Raw genomic sequence first — 16,448 nt, forward strand, 5'->3', positions numbered from 1 at the left:
CATGCGAAAATTAATTTTAGGACTTGCCATCACCTTGGATGGATACATTGAGGGGCCCAACGGTGAATTTGATTGGTGCTTTACAGATCAGGATTACGGCTTAAATGAATTCTTTACGGAGATAGATGCCATCTTTATCGGTCGGAAAAGCTATGAGATCGCACAGCAATTTGCAGAAAGCAATAGCGGGGAAGCCATTCCGGGCATGCCTCCTTTGACAGAATACGTTTTTTCTAAAACTTTAAAATCAGTGAAAAACGGTGCGGTACTCGTCGCGGAGGACGCGATGGATGAAGCCCGCAAAATCAAGCAACAACCCGGTAAAGATATTTGGTTATATGGCGGAGCGTCACTTATGGAGGCTATGATGAAAGAAGGGCTTGTCGATGAGTTGTGGCTGTCGGTACATCCTATATTGCTTGGCGCTGGCAGGCCGTTGTTCCCCCGGTCAAGTAGCCGTACACATCTTACACTTATAAATAGTAAGTCTTATTCGACGGGTTTGGTATCGCTGCGTTATAGTGTTGACAAAGATGAAGGATGAAGGAGTTGCAAGTGGCTTAATTGATAATAGAAACTGTTCGTGTTTGAACATGTAACCGTTCGTTATTGAACACGGAAAAGAATTTTAAAGGACTTATGTTGTAATTCGAAGTGATTTTGAAGCATTCATGACTTAGGCCTGTTATTTGCTGCCAATTGCTTTTGCCGGGTAGTTTTTCATTTGCATCCCTGGTATTTGGCGTTAAAAACAAAGACCTAAGTATGATAAAGAACTATCTGAAAATTGCCTGGCGCAATTTGGTTCAAAATGTCGCTTTCTCCCTTATTAATGTGACCGGGCTTTCGATAGGAATGGCCACCGCTATCCTAATTGGTTTGTGGTTGTGGGACGAAATATCATTTAATAAATATCACCAACATTACGATCGCCTCGCCCGCGTGATGCAGCACCAAACTGCAAATGGCGCGACTTTTACGAGTATCGCGACCCCACTTCCTACGCGGAACGCCTTAGCCAGTGAGTTTGGAAGCGATTTCAGTCACATCGCATTGTCTTCCTGGACGGAAGACCATATCCTGGCCTATAATGGAGCGCAATTCACGAAAAAGGGCAATTGTGTCGAGCCGGATTTCCCGTTCATGATGTCGTTGAAAATGCTTCGCGGAACGGCAAAATATCTGAATGATCCAACATCTGTTTTGCTTTCCCAAACGGTTGCGAAAGCGTTATTTGGCGATTCCGAGCCGATCAATAAAGTTATCAAAGTAGATAACAAGCACCATTTCAGGGTAACCGGCGTATATGAAGACTTGCCTCACAACACAGAATTCCGGGATGTTTCTTTTCTTCTCCCCTGGAAATTTTTTCTTGAAAATACTCCCTGGGTGAAACGCTCGGAAACGAATTGGGGAAACAACTCTTTTCAACTGTTTGTGCAGATCGCTCCGGTTGCCGACTTTAAAAGTGTCTCGGCTAAAATTCAGGATGTAAAGGCCCGGCACGCACCGGAAGAAGCGCGGTCAAACCCCAGGATATTCTTGAACCCGATGAGCCGCTGGCACCTGCATTCGGAATGGGAGAATGGCGTTCCCGTGCGCGGACGTGTTCAATATGTCTGGTTATTTGGTATGATCGGCGCATTTGTGCTGCTGCTGGCCTGCATTAATTTCATGAATTTGTCGACCGCCCGTTCAGAAAGAAGGGCAAAGGAAGTTGGTGTACGCAAAGCTGTAGGTTCGGCGCGCCGGCAGCTCATCTGGCAGTTTCTGTTGGAATCGGTCCTGATGACGAGCATTGCGCTGATTTCTGCATTGGCCCTGGCGGCAACACTTTTATCGCTATTTAACCAGATAGCCGATAAGAAGATTGAATTTCCATGGAATAGTATTCAGAGTTGGGCAATTGCGTTAAGTTTTACTCTTCTTACAGGGATTTTCGCAGGCAGTTACCCGGCGTTATTCCTATCCAAATTTACTCCGGTGAAAGTGCTGAAAGGTACTATTCAAAGCGGAAAAGGCGTCATATTGCCTCGTCAGGTACTGGTCGTGGTTCAGTTTACCATATCGATTTCTTTCATCATAGGAACGCTGGTCGTGCTCCGGCAGATACAATATGCGAAAGACCGGCCGACAGGGTTCGAGCGGTCTGGACTGGTATCCGTTCCGGTTAACACGGCCGACCTACGGACGCACTATCCGGTTATCCGCCAAGAACTGCTGCAATCTGGTGCGGTCGTCGAGCTGGCAGAATCGTCATCGCCAGTCGATGAGGTTTGGAGCAGCGACGCCAGTTTTGTCTGGGCTGGCAAAGATCCCGATCTGTTGGGCGATTTTGGCACCGTTGGTATCACGCACGAATATGGAAAAACGGTGGGTTGGCGTTTCGTCCAGGGGCGCGACTTTTCCAGAAATTTTTCGACGGACTCACTCGGCATTATCCTCAATGAAAGTGCTACTCAATTTATGGGGATCAACAATCCGGTTGGGATGACCATCCAATGGAACGGCCTGCAATACAAGGTTATAGGCGTCATAAAAGATGTCATCACCGGTTCGCCCTTCACACCAATCAGGCCAACCGTTTACTTGATCAGGCAGGATTGGGCGGAACTTATCCATATCCGGCTTGATCCCGTAAAGAGCCGCGGTGCGGCGCTGTCTTCTCTTGAAACGATTTTTCGGAAGTATAACCCTGGGAGTCCTTTTGAATACAGATTCGCCGACGATGAGTATGATCGCAAGTTTCGCGCAGAAGAACGCATCGGCCAGCTCGCGGCAATCTTTACAACCCTGGCAATATTAATCAGCTGTCTTGGGCTTTTTGGCCTGGTTGCTTTCCTGGCCGAGCAAAGGCGCAAAGAGATCGGTATCCGCAAGGTGCTGGGCGCGTCGGTAGCGAGCGTTTGGGGATTGCTTTCCAGAGACTTTATCGTACTCGTTGCCGTTGCTTCACTCCTGGCCATGCCTGTTTCGTATTATTTGTTAAGTGGCTGGCTGGAAAAGTACGCCTATCGAACAGAATTATCCTGGTGGATTTTCGCACTAGCGATAGTCTGTGCCCTTGCGATAACATTGATTACGGTAAGCTTTCAGGCTGTGAAAGTGGCATTGGTGAATCCGGTGAAAAGTCTGCGTGGAGAGTAGTTTCGTCTTCCGGCAAGCTGTTGGGAGCACTGGTTACACACTGATGACCATCGTGTCAGATTATGTGTAGCCTCAGATCATATCATATGCAGCCGAACTCACCGTAGATGCCGGAAAAATGATTCAATAGACGCTTGGTAATTCTCCACACGCAGGCCTGAATAATCACCTCCATCCAATGCCAGTGTTATTTTCAGACACGAAAACGGCGTTACAGGCCGAATGCGCGTCCTTGGAAGTATACTCCTTTGAGCGAACTAACCATAGCTATTTACTATTTAGTTATAGGTGGTGACAAACCGTGTTTTTTTGGTACATTTATGATGTCATGTCTGTAACAAACGGGCATCGATACCAACACTTACCACACGGTCTTATGAGAAATTTTTTACTTCTTACTGTAAACGTCGTCCTTTCGTATGCTGCACTAACCATGGGTTATGCGCAAACTGTCGACATTCCTTTGCCGGTTAGCCAATACGAGTTTAGTCAAACCGCACGGATAACCATACTTACCAATGGGAATTTTGTTTATTCCAACTACAATCACAGCGAACCGGATCGGAAAAATTGCGGGATCGTTCAGTTATATAATGGGAAGACGCTGGCGCTGATCAGCACATTGCGAGGCGCGCGGGCTGGTGATCAGATCGGTCAACGGGTGTATGCATTGCCTAATGGAAACTTCGTCACATCCAGCGAATATTGTAATACGGATGGCTTGGGCAGGACCGGCGCCGTGACCTGGATCAATGGCGTTACCGGGCTCTCCGGAACCGTCGGGTCGGGCAATTCCCTGACCGGCAGCTCCTACATGGACCAGGTGAGCATCGGCGGCGTAACTGTTTTGGCAAATGGCAATTACGTGGTAGGCAGCTACCGTTGGACTAATGGGACCGGCACGTCGATCGGCGCAGTTACCTGGTGTAGCGGCGCAACGGGTAGGACGGGGTACGTTTCCGCCGCCAATTCGCTTATTGGTGCCTGGGGCGGTGACCTTGTAGGCGCTAACAGCAGCATTTTTCCGCTTACCAACGGCAATTATGTGGTTGTCACCAAAAACTGGGACAATGGGCCTGTCAGCGATGCCGGCGCCGTGACATGGGGTAACGGGGCAACGGGCACATTCGGGGTGGTGGGTACCGCCAACTCGCTGGTTGGGTCCAACCCGATCGATCAGGTAGGGTCAGGAGGTGTAACCGCATTATCAAACGGCAATTACGTGGTATGCAGTCCAGGCTGGCGCAATGCTGCATTTGCAACAGCAGGTGCGGCAACCTGGGCAAACGGCAGCACCGGCCTGATCGGAGAGGTGAGTACCTCTAACTCATTAGTAGGTTCGCAAGCCAACGACCGCGTCGGCCACGACGGAGCAACCGCCCTGGCTAATGGACATTATGTCGTTGGGAGCAGTTACTGGAATAATGGCGCTATCGGGATGGCCGGCGCCGCCACCTGGGGTGACGGTACCACAGGCATTGTAGGGACGATAAGTCCCGCCAATTCGCTCGTAGGCTCTCATGAATACGACTTTGTAGGCGGTCGCGTAACGCCGCTGACCAATGGCAACTATGTGGTAGTGTCGTGGAGCTGGGGCGACGGGACCAATCCAACCGTCGGGGCCATTACCTGGTGTAACGGAGCTGGCCCAACCGTCGGCGAGGTAACGCCTGCCAATTCATTGGTCGGTTCGTTCGCGGCGGAACGGCTGGGAACAGTGGTGGCATTGACCAATGGCAATTATGTGGTGGTCAATCCGAAATGGGTTAACGGCAACGGGGAGAACCTGGGGGCGGTGGTATGGGCCGATGGTACAACCGGCGTGAGCGGTACGATCAGCGCTGCAAATGCGATTGTCGGCCGAACTGCAGGTGATGCGATCGGCAGTGATGGAGTTCTGCCGCTCACTAACGGTCACTATGTGATCGGTAGCCGTGGCTGGGATTCGGGCGCGCTGGTAAATGCAGGCGCAGTAACCTGGATGGATGGTACCAAACCGACATCCGGCATTGTAACAGAATCAAATTCGCTTTATACGAATGCTTATGGCGGCATTTCGGTCCTGAATATGTTGACGGCGCTTTCCAACGGCAACTATGTTGTCAAAAGCGGTAATTACCTTTCTCCGGATACGAAAGGGGGGGCGGTTACGTGGGGCAATGGCAACGGGGGCACTGCAGGGGAAATTAATGTCTCCAATTCACTAGTAGGCGCTCCAGGCGACAATTTTTTCAGAGCTGATATTGGAACCTCGTTGGATGGTCATTATTTCGTGGTTAATGACGAGACGTATGACAAGGGCATTAAGGGCGGTTCGGCAACCTGGGGAAACGGAGTTTCTGGAACGAAAGGTGAGTTGAATGACTGTAACAGCGTGTTTGGAAGGGTGTTCAGTGGCGGTTTCTCCATGGCAGCCGGCTATAATCATATCTATCAGTATCTGATTGTTGCGCGCCCTGAGGAAAATCTGCTGACTATTTTTTATCCAAACGGAGGCCCCTACCTCGGCAAGCCGGATGACAATGCGACCTTGGATATAGCCAGCGGGCAATCCGCGAACTTTATGAATGCGGGCGGATGCCGTATTCTGGCCTCACTTACTTCGTCTGGAGCGGCCCCGGTTACAGGTCCGGTGAATGCGAAGGTGTGGGTGGAAACTGCTGTGCCCACATTTGGTACAGATCCATTCGTCGCACGTCACTATGAAATCACACCTGCCAACAACGCAGCTACCGCCACAGGCAGGGTAACCCTTTATTTCTCACAAAAAGAATTTACCGACTTCAATGCTGCCCCGCGCAGTACCCTCAACTTGCCGGTTAATCCCAGCGACGCCTCGGGCAAAGCCAATCTTCGGATTGGCAAATATGCCGGCACAAGCAATGACGGCACCGGCCTTCCCAACAGTTACGAATCCATTCTCTCTACCATCATCGATCCTTCCGATAATGACATTGTATGGAACGAAACATTCAAACGATGGGAAGTGACATTCGACACTGACGGTTTCAGCGGATTTGTCGTGCAGACCAGTCCCGTGCCATTGCCGGTACGCCTGGTTTCCTTTCATGCACAAGCGGAGGAAAATGCTGTGAGGCTGGATTGGGAAATTGCCGATGCAGTTAATTTCAGCCATTTCGAGGTGGAGCGTAGCGTCGACGGAAGGCAATTCGCATTTGTTGGCAAAGAACGTTATAACAACGAGCAGGCCCGTTACGCATTTACCGACCATAAACCCATAACCGATGCGCAGGGACAAGTGTACTACCGATTGAAAATGCAGGATGCCGATGGAACCTATGCTTACAGCAAAATAGTGACCGCCCGCCTCGGTTCGCAAAATTTCGCTTACGTTTTCCCGAATCCGGCCACCGATGAGCTCAGGATAGTAATGCGCGGCACGAACAACCGGGCAGGGACATTGACACTGTTTGATGCATCGGGTAAGAAGGTGCTTAGTAAGTTGGTTAGCGTTACGAATGGCCAAATTCATATCGATTTAAAGCATTCCTTCCTCTCGGATGGCGTTTACATCGTCCAGGTTGATGTTGACGGAACACTGCGACAATTTAAATTCACCAGGGCACGGTAGCATTCAATTAAAGTTCAGATTCTAACAAACGAATTGCCATGAAAAAAATTACCAGGGAACGATCGTAAGCCTCTTGATGATGCTGGCATGGCTTGCGCCCATTAACACATATGCGCAGTATACGATTCCAAGTTGGGGTAATGGCCCGTTAGGAAAGAATATTTGCTGGTTGAAATGGGATGATATCCTACCATGGAACGGGCTAACGGCTGGACAAAGCGTTACCCGAACCATCCAATTGGGGGAGTTGAATATTACGGTCGTGCTGGACCAGATAACTTTTTCCGGAACGGCGCAAGCACCAGGTAACCCGGCAAATGCCAAGCTGATCGGCTACAACGTCGGGTCCAAAACTACCGACGGGTTGTATGAAATGTATTCTTACCATTACCTCAGCGGGAGCAGTGCGCCTTACGGCCTGACGCCTAATTTACTAGGGGCGGGAGCCGGCCTGAAAGTAAACTTCCACATTACCGCCCACGCCACTTTACACGGGCAGGCCATGGATCTCAATATGTTTTTCGGGTCCAATGAGGATGGAAATGAAATCGTCGGTGCTATTGACGACTACGCGCAGGTTACCACCAATGGCTCGAATTGGAAACTCTTCGCGCAGAAGTACTGGGAAACGGCGTATGGGTCAAACTTGGCCAAGGCCGTTTTTACCAATGCGAAAAAGACCGTCAGGGTACATGTAGGCGGGCGCAATTCGGCCGTTTTTCACACCGCCAAGCAAGAAGCTTCACCAGTTGCGCCATTGGAGGCAAACGTGGAGATGAATTGCGCAACGGCTTCGTCCATCGCTTTCGGCTTCCTCAGTTGGTATGATGCCGGAGATGCACCTTCTTCTTACGGCATGGCGGTGAATAAATTGCCATTTGAAATACAGGGGGGAGATCCCGTGGGCAATACGGCCACGATCACGAATTATTTTAGCTGGAACCATGGTCCGGTCAACACGCCCCAAATAACTGCGGGGACAGTCCCTCAGACTTATTATCTGTATCCCAGAATCGGAAAGGTCGGCGCAGACGCAGAATCCTCAGGCGGGGGAGATGGCGGGGCAATCGGTGACGATTATAACGGCGGTGATGAAGGGATCTGGTACGTTCCGGCAGAGGGCGTACAGTTTCCGCTTAACGGAAATACATTCTCTTACGATGTCCCTTTTTATAAAAACTCGGCAGACCCCTCGCAGCCGGCCTACGCAATGGTGTGGATCGATTTCGATCACGACGGAGTTTTCGGTCCGGGGGAATACAGGAGCTACACTTTTACGGACAATAATGTCAATAAAACAGCGACCTTCTCCTGGGACCTGACTGCTATTCCGTACGGCGCGGGGATTACCTACACGCGCCTCCGACTTTCCTACACCGACCCGGCAACAATTCCTGATGATCCCGGGACGCCTGTCGATGAAAGGAGTATCGCGATCCTGGGCGAAGGGGAGACGGAAGATCATTTTATAACGTTGACATCCCCGGATATGATTACGGGAAAGGTGTTCAATGACGCCAATGGGTTGAGGGATGATGTCATCGGTGGGCAGGGGACCAATGGCGGCGGCCTTTGGGTGATTGCCGTAGGCAGTAATGGCAAAGTTGGCGGAGCTTCGCAGGTAGACGACTCGGGTAATTTTGCCCTTTCCAATGTTTTTAATGGCCTTTACGAGCTGCGCCTGACGACGGTCTACGGTTACCCGGGCCAGGTTGCCGGCGATGCGCTGCTTCCCGCCGGTTGGGTAGCCACCGGCGAGGGAATAGCCGGGGCAGGAGACGGAACGACCAATGCTAAAATTGGGGGACTTAATGTGCTGATCGGCTCACCGTCCATTACCGGTGTGAGCTTTGGCATCAACCGCAGGCCTGTTACCAACAGCAAAACTTTCCAGATTGCCGATGAGGCCGTTTCTGCCACTCCCGCAGGAGGTCCGGCGGTGCCAGGCTATCGGGGCATTCCGCTGGCCAGCGCGGCGCTTACAGGCTATCCGTCCGGAGGCAGCCTCGCAGGCAACGACGCGGAAGACTGCGCAGGGGCGGGCTCGTGCAATGCGGGTAGTACATTCGTGATAGAGAGCATCAAAGCTAATTCCAAGGTATATTATGACAACCAGGAAGTAGTGCCTGGCAATCCCAATGCGACCATCTCCAATTTTGACCCTGCTAAAATGGTTCTTTACGGGCAGATAGGGGCGGGCGAAACAGGCGATGCGGTTGGCTTCACTTATTCATTGCAGGATGCGGCGGGTGTAAAAAGTGCATCTGCGGCTGCTTACGCAATAAATTCCAATGCTCCCTTTCCAGTGAAGCTGATTCGGTTTAATGCGCAAGCAGTTGAAAGTCAGGTTCAGCTCGATTGGTCTACGGCCGAGGAAGTAAACTCCGACCATTTTGAAATACAGCACAGCACCGATGCAAAGCAATGGGCGGCAATAGGAACCTTACCTTCAAGCCGAAGCAGTGCTACGACCCTTCATTACCAATTCGTTCATCAAAACCCCTCCGACGGAAAGCAATTTTACAGGTTGAAAATGGTGGACGCGGACGAAACCTTTGCTATAAGCGCTATCAAAGAGGTGACATTGAACGCAGTAACCGGAATGTTTCCGAATCCTGCATCCCAAACGCTCCATGTATCCCAGCCGGATGGACGGGAAATGCTTATTTATGACCTGGCCGGCCGGCTTCGCCTGAAAGCAAAAGTGCTGAATAGTCGTGTCAACGTAAGTATCCTTGAAAATGGCACTTATTTGATCCGGGAGAGTGGCCAGAAAGCGGAAAATTCTGGCCGTCGATTTGTAATTATACGCTGACTTGGGCCAAAATCACCAACTATTCCTCCGCTTTGTTTTATCAGGAGCCACGGCCTCGTATGCCTTTTTCATTGGGCTATTGTCGAACAATTCAGGTTTCAATGCTTTAAACGCGCTGTTTACTTCGGGCAGCCAGCCAGCACTTTTGTAAGTACATGAAATGAGCTGACTTCGCGAGTTCCGTATTTGACGCAAATGGCTGCGTCATCTGATCATTGTAGTTTTAAAAATTAAACCCAAAATGCAGGCCTGGCTGCCCGAAGAAGAATCTTGACCATCTATCGTCAACCTGTTTAAACGAATCAGGCATTTTTGATTGATAGGGACGATGGGTAATTGCTATAGAAGGTTGAAAAAAAAGCCTGTCTTTGAAAGATTTAATGTGATAACCAATGGAATAAGTGTTAAAGATCTGAAAGCCATTGTCAATTTTCTTGCCATTATCATTTACAAAAGTTTGAAAAGCAGGCATCACGTCAGCTTGAACAAAAAGACCATTCCATAAAAACCTTTGATAATTAAGTGAAACTCCGTATTCACGAATATAACCCGGAAACCCTTCTCCTTCTGCTTCGTATGATTTTCCGAAAGGAATGCCAATTGGCCAGGCATATTTCCAAGTTTTAAATTCAAGTGAAATTGCATCCTTCCCTGTAATGCGATATCCCAAGTTCAGATAAATCATTTCAGGCGGATTGTTATCGGGTATTACATTAGCTATCATGAATAAGGTACTGCCTATAAAATACTTTCTATAAGTAGTGTCCTGTCTGGCATATTGGGCTGTAACTTGCAGCGTGCTTGCCATCATTGAAACCAAGGCGAACCATAAAATTTTCTTTTGCATGTCTTTTCTTCCATTGTTAAATGACACGGCAAAATTAGGCTGCCTGGCAGCTCAAAAACGTTCACTTAAGTTAAGAAATGGTGCTTAATCTTTATTTTTCTCCGAAATCCTGGCCCTAAGCCTGCTTAGTGACTGTGGTTTTATGCCAAGATAGCTTGCTAACTGGTGTTGCGGGACACGTTGAATCAGGTCCGGTCTTTTTTGTAATAGATTCAGATACCGTTGTTCGGGCGAAGAAGTCTTAAACTCATCAAAATTAATTTGTTGTTTAGCCAAAAGTTCTTCTGCCAATATTCTGCAAAGGGTCACAAATTTTGGAAACTTATCGAATGTTTCAGCTTCCATATCCGGATTTGAGACAAGCAGTATTGTATCGTTCACACAAGATATGTAATATTCGGAAGGGGCCTGGGTGATAACACAGTGTGGTGTCAAGGCTTCCATTTCTGTGTAGAAAGCGGTTGTTTTTTCATCTCCGTCTATTATGTAATATGTCCGGATACAACCTTTAAGAACAAAGTAGCCATCATTAGACTTTTCTCCTTCTTTGAGTAAAATGGTCCCTTTTTTTACTGAGTGGAATATGGCCAAAGAAAGGATTGCTTTCTTCTCCTCTTCTGTCAGTGAAACGTATTTTGATATAAAGTCAAATAATAAATCGTGCATTGCTTTATGTTGTTGTCTTTAAGGCTCTTCTCACCTGTGGCGGAGTCCATGATTACCACTTCCCTCGCTGGTCTTCGCCTTATTGAGCGTCCTTCAATACTTTCCGCGCGCCCATGTACAGGGTTTTTGCTTTGAATTTACTGCAATGCAGCCCAATTGTCACTTCAAACCAGAAATAAATGCTTTTCTTGAACAGCTATTCATTCAAGCGATGTTCCGATGCCAACCAAAGACACAAAAGTTTTCAGCCCTGCCAACCGGCAGGAATGGCGGGAATGGTTGGAGGAAAACCATTCAGTTGAAAGTTCGGTATGCCGCTGTAATGGCTCACAAAGTGACGCAGATAGCTTATCAAGCGGCTAAAACGGGCGAATCCGCGTTCAGCGAGATCGATCGTACTGGTTTCATTACAGCAAATTCTCCTGCACGGCCCGATATACCGTCCGTATTTCCGGTTGGAATCCCAGGCTTCGGGCGAGCGAGCTATCCACCTGTAAGTATCGCAAAAGCTGTGTTTTACCAGTAACTAATTTTCTGTATGAATGTACCAGGTTTCGATAAAAAGGAACTAGATTGATAGTAAATCTTGCTGACCGTCATCATGATCAGGTTCGCTGTCTTGCTCTTGTTCACTCTCTCATTCTCCTTTTACAGAGGAGCAAATCTTTTTGCCCAAACCACCATTATAGAGTCGGTTAGTATGCCGCCAGGTATTGATCCGCATGAGATCGCCGACATTCGTCAGGACACCCGGGGATATCTCTGGCTTGCGACCGGCTCGGGGCTGCTTCGGTATGATGGCTACAATTGGACTGTTTACCAGCACGATCCGAAAAACGCAAATTCGCTTGCCGGCGACCAGGTAAGAAGTCTCTGTCCAACGCGCGACGGGCTGATCTGGATCGGTGGATGGAATGCGGGGCTGGATCGCCTCGACCCGGAAACCGGAAAAATTACCCATTATCAGGTTGTTAAAAGAAAAGAATACAAATATGAAGACAATGCAATCAGTGCATTACTGGAAGATCATCTGGGGGATCTCTGGGTTGGTACAGTGGGTGGATTATACCGTTTTGACAAGCCTACGGGTAGATTTATTCCTTTTAAGTCAGTTGCGAAAAATCCAAAAACGATAAGTCACCCGCAAGTTGCGACTATTTTCGAGGACAAAGAAGGCACAATCTGGGTCGGGACGGGTGATCAGGGTAGCGTGAAGCCAATGGAAGGCGGCCTGAACAAACTCGACCGGAAAACATCCACATTCACACGGTACTTGCATAATTCCGGCGATTCTAACAGCCTGATCGAGAACCGGATATTCGCCATTTTTGAGGACAGCAGAGGTACATTCTGGGTGGGGACAGGCGGTGACGGCTTACATACTTTTAATCGAAAAACCGGAAAATTTACCCGGCACTCTTTTCAGGAAGCACATCCCGGCAGGCTCAGTCGTCCGTTTCCCAAAGAAAAAAACCTGCGTTCTTTTCCCACAACCGGGATCCGGTTTATCCTGGAAGATCCGGCACGCGGTATCTGGATTGGAACACTCGATGCCGGGGCAAACCGTTACGATCCAAAATCTGGCCTGGTAACCTGGTACAAAGCCGCAGAAAGTGGCATGCCCGATTTCAACCTTCTTTCGGCGTGCCGCACCCGGGACGGCACGCTTTGGATGGGGACCATACCGGGGCATTTAATCAAAATCACGACGAAGGAGAGCCCGATTACAGAAGTAAAAATGCGTTCAGGCGTTCATTTTTTTGAGGAAGATTCGACAGGCACGTTGTGGATCGGGTCGATTGCGGGCCTGCTAACCGGCGATTTTGTTTCAAAAAATGCCTCTGAATGGCTTGCCAAGGCCGTAAAGCAAACCTCGCTGATGAGCGATCACCTAACACGGCTAAACCGCGACAGACAAGGAAACCGCTGGATTTCTACCTGGAACAATGGGCTATATCGATATGAGCCGCCGGCAGGTGGGCATTCCAAGGGAAAATTCACGCATTACCTGCACGATTCGACTAATGTGTCGAGCATTAGTCCGGGCGAGGCGGCTGGCTACTATCAGGACCGGGCGGGTACAAACTGGGTGCTTACAGCGGGAGGTCTGGATAAGCTGGACACCCGTTCCGGAAAATTTGTACATTACCGGCACGATGCACATGACAGTACTTCGATTAGCAACAATTACGTTCTGGCTGTACTTGAAGACCACACCGGCTCTTTTTGGGTGGGGACAAACAGCGGCGGGCTGAACTTGATGGACCGGAAAACGGGGAAATTCAAACATTTTTTGCCATGGGCTGTTGTGACCCAGCTCATAGAAGATGCCGCGGGTACTTTGTGGGTGGCGTCCACAGCCGGACTACATTACTACGATCGCAAACGCGGTATTTTTGCAGCTTTCAATGATCCGGGCACCGGCAAATCGCTTCCATTTGTAAAGGCATTAATCGAGGATAATCACAAAAACCTGTGGTTAGCCGTCACGAATGGTATTGGGGCAATAAGTGCTAACCGGCGCTCTTTTCGGCTATTTGGCACCAATTACGGCATCTCGCCCGGTGAAGATTTCTTTTTTGGCGGCAGCTACAAAAGGCGGGATGGCAGCATTTATTTCGGCAGTATGGACAGATATTTCCATTTCCAGCCGGAAGAATTATTGAAGCATCGCCCGATCGCTCCATTAGTTCATTTTGCCGCTTTTCGGGTACATAACCGTGTCATCAGGCCTGCCAGCAGGTCCCTGGAGCTGGCTCATCATCAGAATGTCTTTTCCATCGATTTTGCGGCCATCGATTTCCGGCATCCGGAACAGCATTTATATACCTATAAGCTTGAAAACTACGATCTTGAATGGCATCCGATCAGCGCGGTACGAACGGCAGATTATTCCAATGTGCCGCCGGGAAGTTATAAATTCCGGGTTCGGGCGGCCAACAGCGATGGCATCTGGGTTGAAAAGTCAATGTCTGTCCTCATCTCGCCTCCATGGTGGCGAACGGGCTGGGCTTATATGATGTATGCCCTAATCCTGACCGGACTTTTCTTTGGCGGCTGGCAAGTTTTGTTACTTCGCGAACGCGCAAAAAACGCATTGAAAATCCGTGGGATCAAAGCACAGCAATTACTGGAAATGGACCGGCTAAAATCCGATTTCTTTACCAATGTAACCCATGAATTTCGAACACCATTGACGCTCATTTTGAGCCCATTAGAGTATTGGCTTTCAAATATGCCTGAAAATGATCCGTATGCTCCCCAGTTCCGGAGCATGCTGCGGAATGGCAAAAGCCTGTTGCATCTGGTCAATCAGTTACTTGATCTTTCCAGGCTGGAAGCGGGCAAAATGCCGCTCGATACGCAGCCTGGCGACCTGATCCATTTCGTAAATCGTGTCGCCGGCTCGTTCCATTCTCTTGCGGAAAGACGTGGAATTCAATTTCAGGTGGCTACACCGGAAGGAAGTCTCTGGTTGCAATTTGATGCGGATAAGCTGGAAAAAGTATTGAACAACCTGCTTTCCAATGCATTTAAGTTTACACAGGACAATGGGCAAGTTTTGGTGTCACTGCAACTGTCGCCAGTTTCAGAGATTCAGCAAAAATCTTCTGACAAACCAAGCATTTGGGCTGAAATAAAAATCAAGGACAATGGAACTGGCATTTCGGCTGATCAGCTCGAACGGATTTTTCATCGGTTTTATCAAATTGATCATTCAGTCGGTCGCGATCATGAAGGCTCGGGGATCGGTCTGGCGCTTACACGTGATCTGGTGGAATTGCATCAGGGTACGATCAGGGTGTCCAGCACGCCCGGTCTGGGCAGTGAATTTGCGGTCTTGTTACCACTAGAAATGCTTCATTCGGCGCAAGCTGGTCAGTTAAGTACGTTGCCAGTTATTGCAAAAAACAGTCAGTTCCATGAAAACATTGAGGTGAGTATTTCGGAAAAGATCATACAGGAAAGTTCGGATTTAAGTCCTGGCATTCCGCTGGTTCTGGTTATAGAAGATCATACCGATCTTCGTGATTTTATAAAGCGCTCACTAACAGAACATGGGATTTATCGGGTTATTGAAGCAGTCAATGGCGCCGAAGGTTACAGACTCGCTCAGGAACAAATTCCAGATCTGATCATTTCGGATATCATGATGCCATCCCAGGCGGGTACTAAAATGGATGGTCTGGACGTTTGCAAGCGCTTGAAAAGTGACCAGAATACAAGTCACATTCCTGTCATTTTACTTACTGCCAAAACTTCGGTTGAGAACAAATTGCAGGGGCTGGGCACGGGCGCCGATGATTATCTGACTAAACCGTTTGAGGTGCGGGAACTGCTCATCCGCGTTGGTAACCTGATCGAGGGCCGTCGCCAGCTAAAAGAAAGATACAGTCGCGAGATTATTTTACAGCCCGCTAACATTGCGATTTCCTCCGTAGACGAACAGTTTTTAAGTAGGGCGATGGCAATCATTGAGCAGTATATGTCTGATGAAAATTTCAATGTAGAAACGTTTGGCAAGGAAATCGGCATGAGCCGGATGCAACTATATCGCAAGTTGCAGGCATTGACCGGCCATTCTCCCAGCGACTTCATGCGGACCATCCGTCTTCAACGCGCCGCGCAACTGTTATCTTCCAACGCAGGCACCGTATCTCAGATCGTCGATCAGGTCGGTTTCGCATCGCATTCCTACTTTTCCAAGTGCTTCCAGGAACAGTTCGGCAAGACACCATCTGCATTCGTTGCAGAACTCGACCGTACGCTTTAAGCTGCGGAGACTTACCTACGTTTATAGCTCACCGGTTACCAGTTTTACAGCATTTGTTACACCCGTTGCAGCGTTTGTGTATATCAAAAAATTGCGTTTCCTGCATGTTACCAGCCCGCCATATTGAGGGCTGATTGTGCTAACTAATGCTTGTCCGTGGTAATTACCTTCACAAAATCATTACAGCATGCTCCGTTTCCTATTTAACAGAAAGTAAGGCTATAATCAGTAAGAACTTTCTACTCATCGCGGTGATGGTCCTTCATTCCGGAGTAAGGCATTTGAAATTTTACAGAATAAAACGATGAACTATCATGACATCTGCAATCGTCTCAACTACCATGAAAACCGACTCAACCGACCAGGACAAAAAGCTGCTGCTCATGCTGATCATTGCGTACTCGATCGTGATCCTGGCCGTCTGCTGGTTTGCATTCGACAACGCGCTACAATTTTTCAGGTATATTCTCTCTCACACATCTACGACTATATCACCAGCAGGCGAATTCCAAAGGTGACTGTCAACGGCTCTCTCGGCATTATAGCGCTGCAACTGGTCACAATCCGTTTTTAAGAATCTACTGCCTACTGCCAATCCACATTTATC

General features: G+C 48.8%; 8 protein-coding genes. 6 read left to right on the forward strand and 2 right to left on the reverse strand.

Annotation, left to right across the window (positions count from 1 at the left end; genetic code table 11):
* Position 1 precedes the first annotated feature (1 nt).
* From AAHB90_RS11505 to AAHB90_RS11520, 4 genes are all read left to right on the forward strand, one after another.
* The gene (locus tag AAHB90_RS11505) at positions 2-544 is read left to right on the forward strand and encodes a dihydrofolate reductase family protein (RefSeq protein ID WP_342085211.1); all 543 of its coding nucleotides are present in this window, start codon (positions 2-4) and stop codon (positions 542-544) included.
* Between the two features lie 221 nt (positions 545-765).
* A complete protein-coding gene (locus AAHB90_RS11510) occupies positions 766-3,147 on the forward strand; it encodes an ABC transporter permease (RefSeq protein ID WP_342085213.1) in 2,382 nt (793 codons plus the stop codon).
* A 376-nt stretch (positions 3,148-3,523) separates the two neighbouring features.
* Positions 3,524-6,739: a T9SS type A sorting domain-containing protein gene (locus AAHB90_RS11515; protein ID WP_342085214.1), complete on the forward strand. Its 3,216-nt coding sequence runs from the start codon at positions 3,524-3,526 to the stop codon at positions 6,737-6,739.
* Between the two features lie 76 nt (positions 6,740-6,815).
* Complete coding sequence (locus AAHB90_RS11520) at positions 6,816-9,554, forward strand: CshA/CshB family fibrillar adhesin-related protein (protein WP_342085215.1); 2,739 nt, start codon at positions 6,816-6,818, stop codon at positions 9,552-9,554.
* A 223-nt stretch (positions 9,555-9,777) separates the two neighbouring features.
* Here AAHB90_RS11520 and AAHB90_RS11525 read toward each other — a convergent pair whose 3' ends face one another.
* Positions 9,778-10,401 (reverse strand): hypothetical protein, encoded by a 624-nt coding sequence (locus tag AAHB90_RS11525; RefSeq protein WP_342085216.1) that lies wholly within the window; start codon positions 10,399-10,401, stop codon positions 9,778-9,780.
* A gap of 84 nt (positions 10,402-10,485) precedes the next feature.
* Positions 10,486-11,067, reverse strand: coding sequence for a Crp/Fnr family transcriptional regulator (locus AAHB90_RS11530; RefSeq protein WP_342085217.1), 582 nt, complete (start codon positions 11,065-11,067; stop codon positions 10,486-10,488).
* A gap of 700 nt (positions 11,068-11,767) precedes the next feature.
* Between AAHB90_RS11530 and AAHB90_RS11535 the strand changes: the two genes are divergently transcribed.
* Both AAHB90_RS11535 and AAHB90_RS11540 read left to right on the forward strand, forming a co-directional pair.
* Positions 11,768-15,841 carry a hybrid sensor histidine kinase/response regulator transcription factor gene (locus tag AAHB90_RS11535; RefSeq protein WP_342085218.1) on the forward strand — a complete coding sequence of 1,358 codons (4,074 nt, stop codon included), beginning with the start codon at positions 11,768-11,770 and terminating at the stop codon, positions 15,839-15,841.
* 314 nt (positions 15,842-16,155) lie between these two features.
* Positions 16,156-16,359, forward strand: a complete 204-nt coding sequence (locus AAHB90_RS11540; protein WP_342085219.1) for a hypothetical protein — start codon at positions 16,156-16,158, stop codon at positions 16,357-16,359.
* The last annotated feature ends 89 nt before the right edge of the window (positions 16,360-16,448 follow it).

It is taken from the genome of Dyadobacter sp. OTU695 (assembly GCF_038440355.1).
Taxonomy (GTDB): Bacteria; Bacteroidota; Bacteroidia; order Cytophagales; family Spirosomataceae; genus Dyadobacter.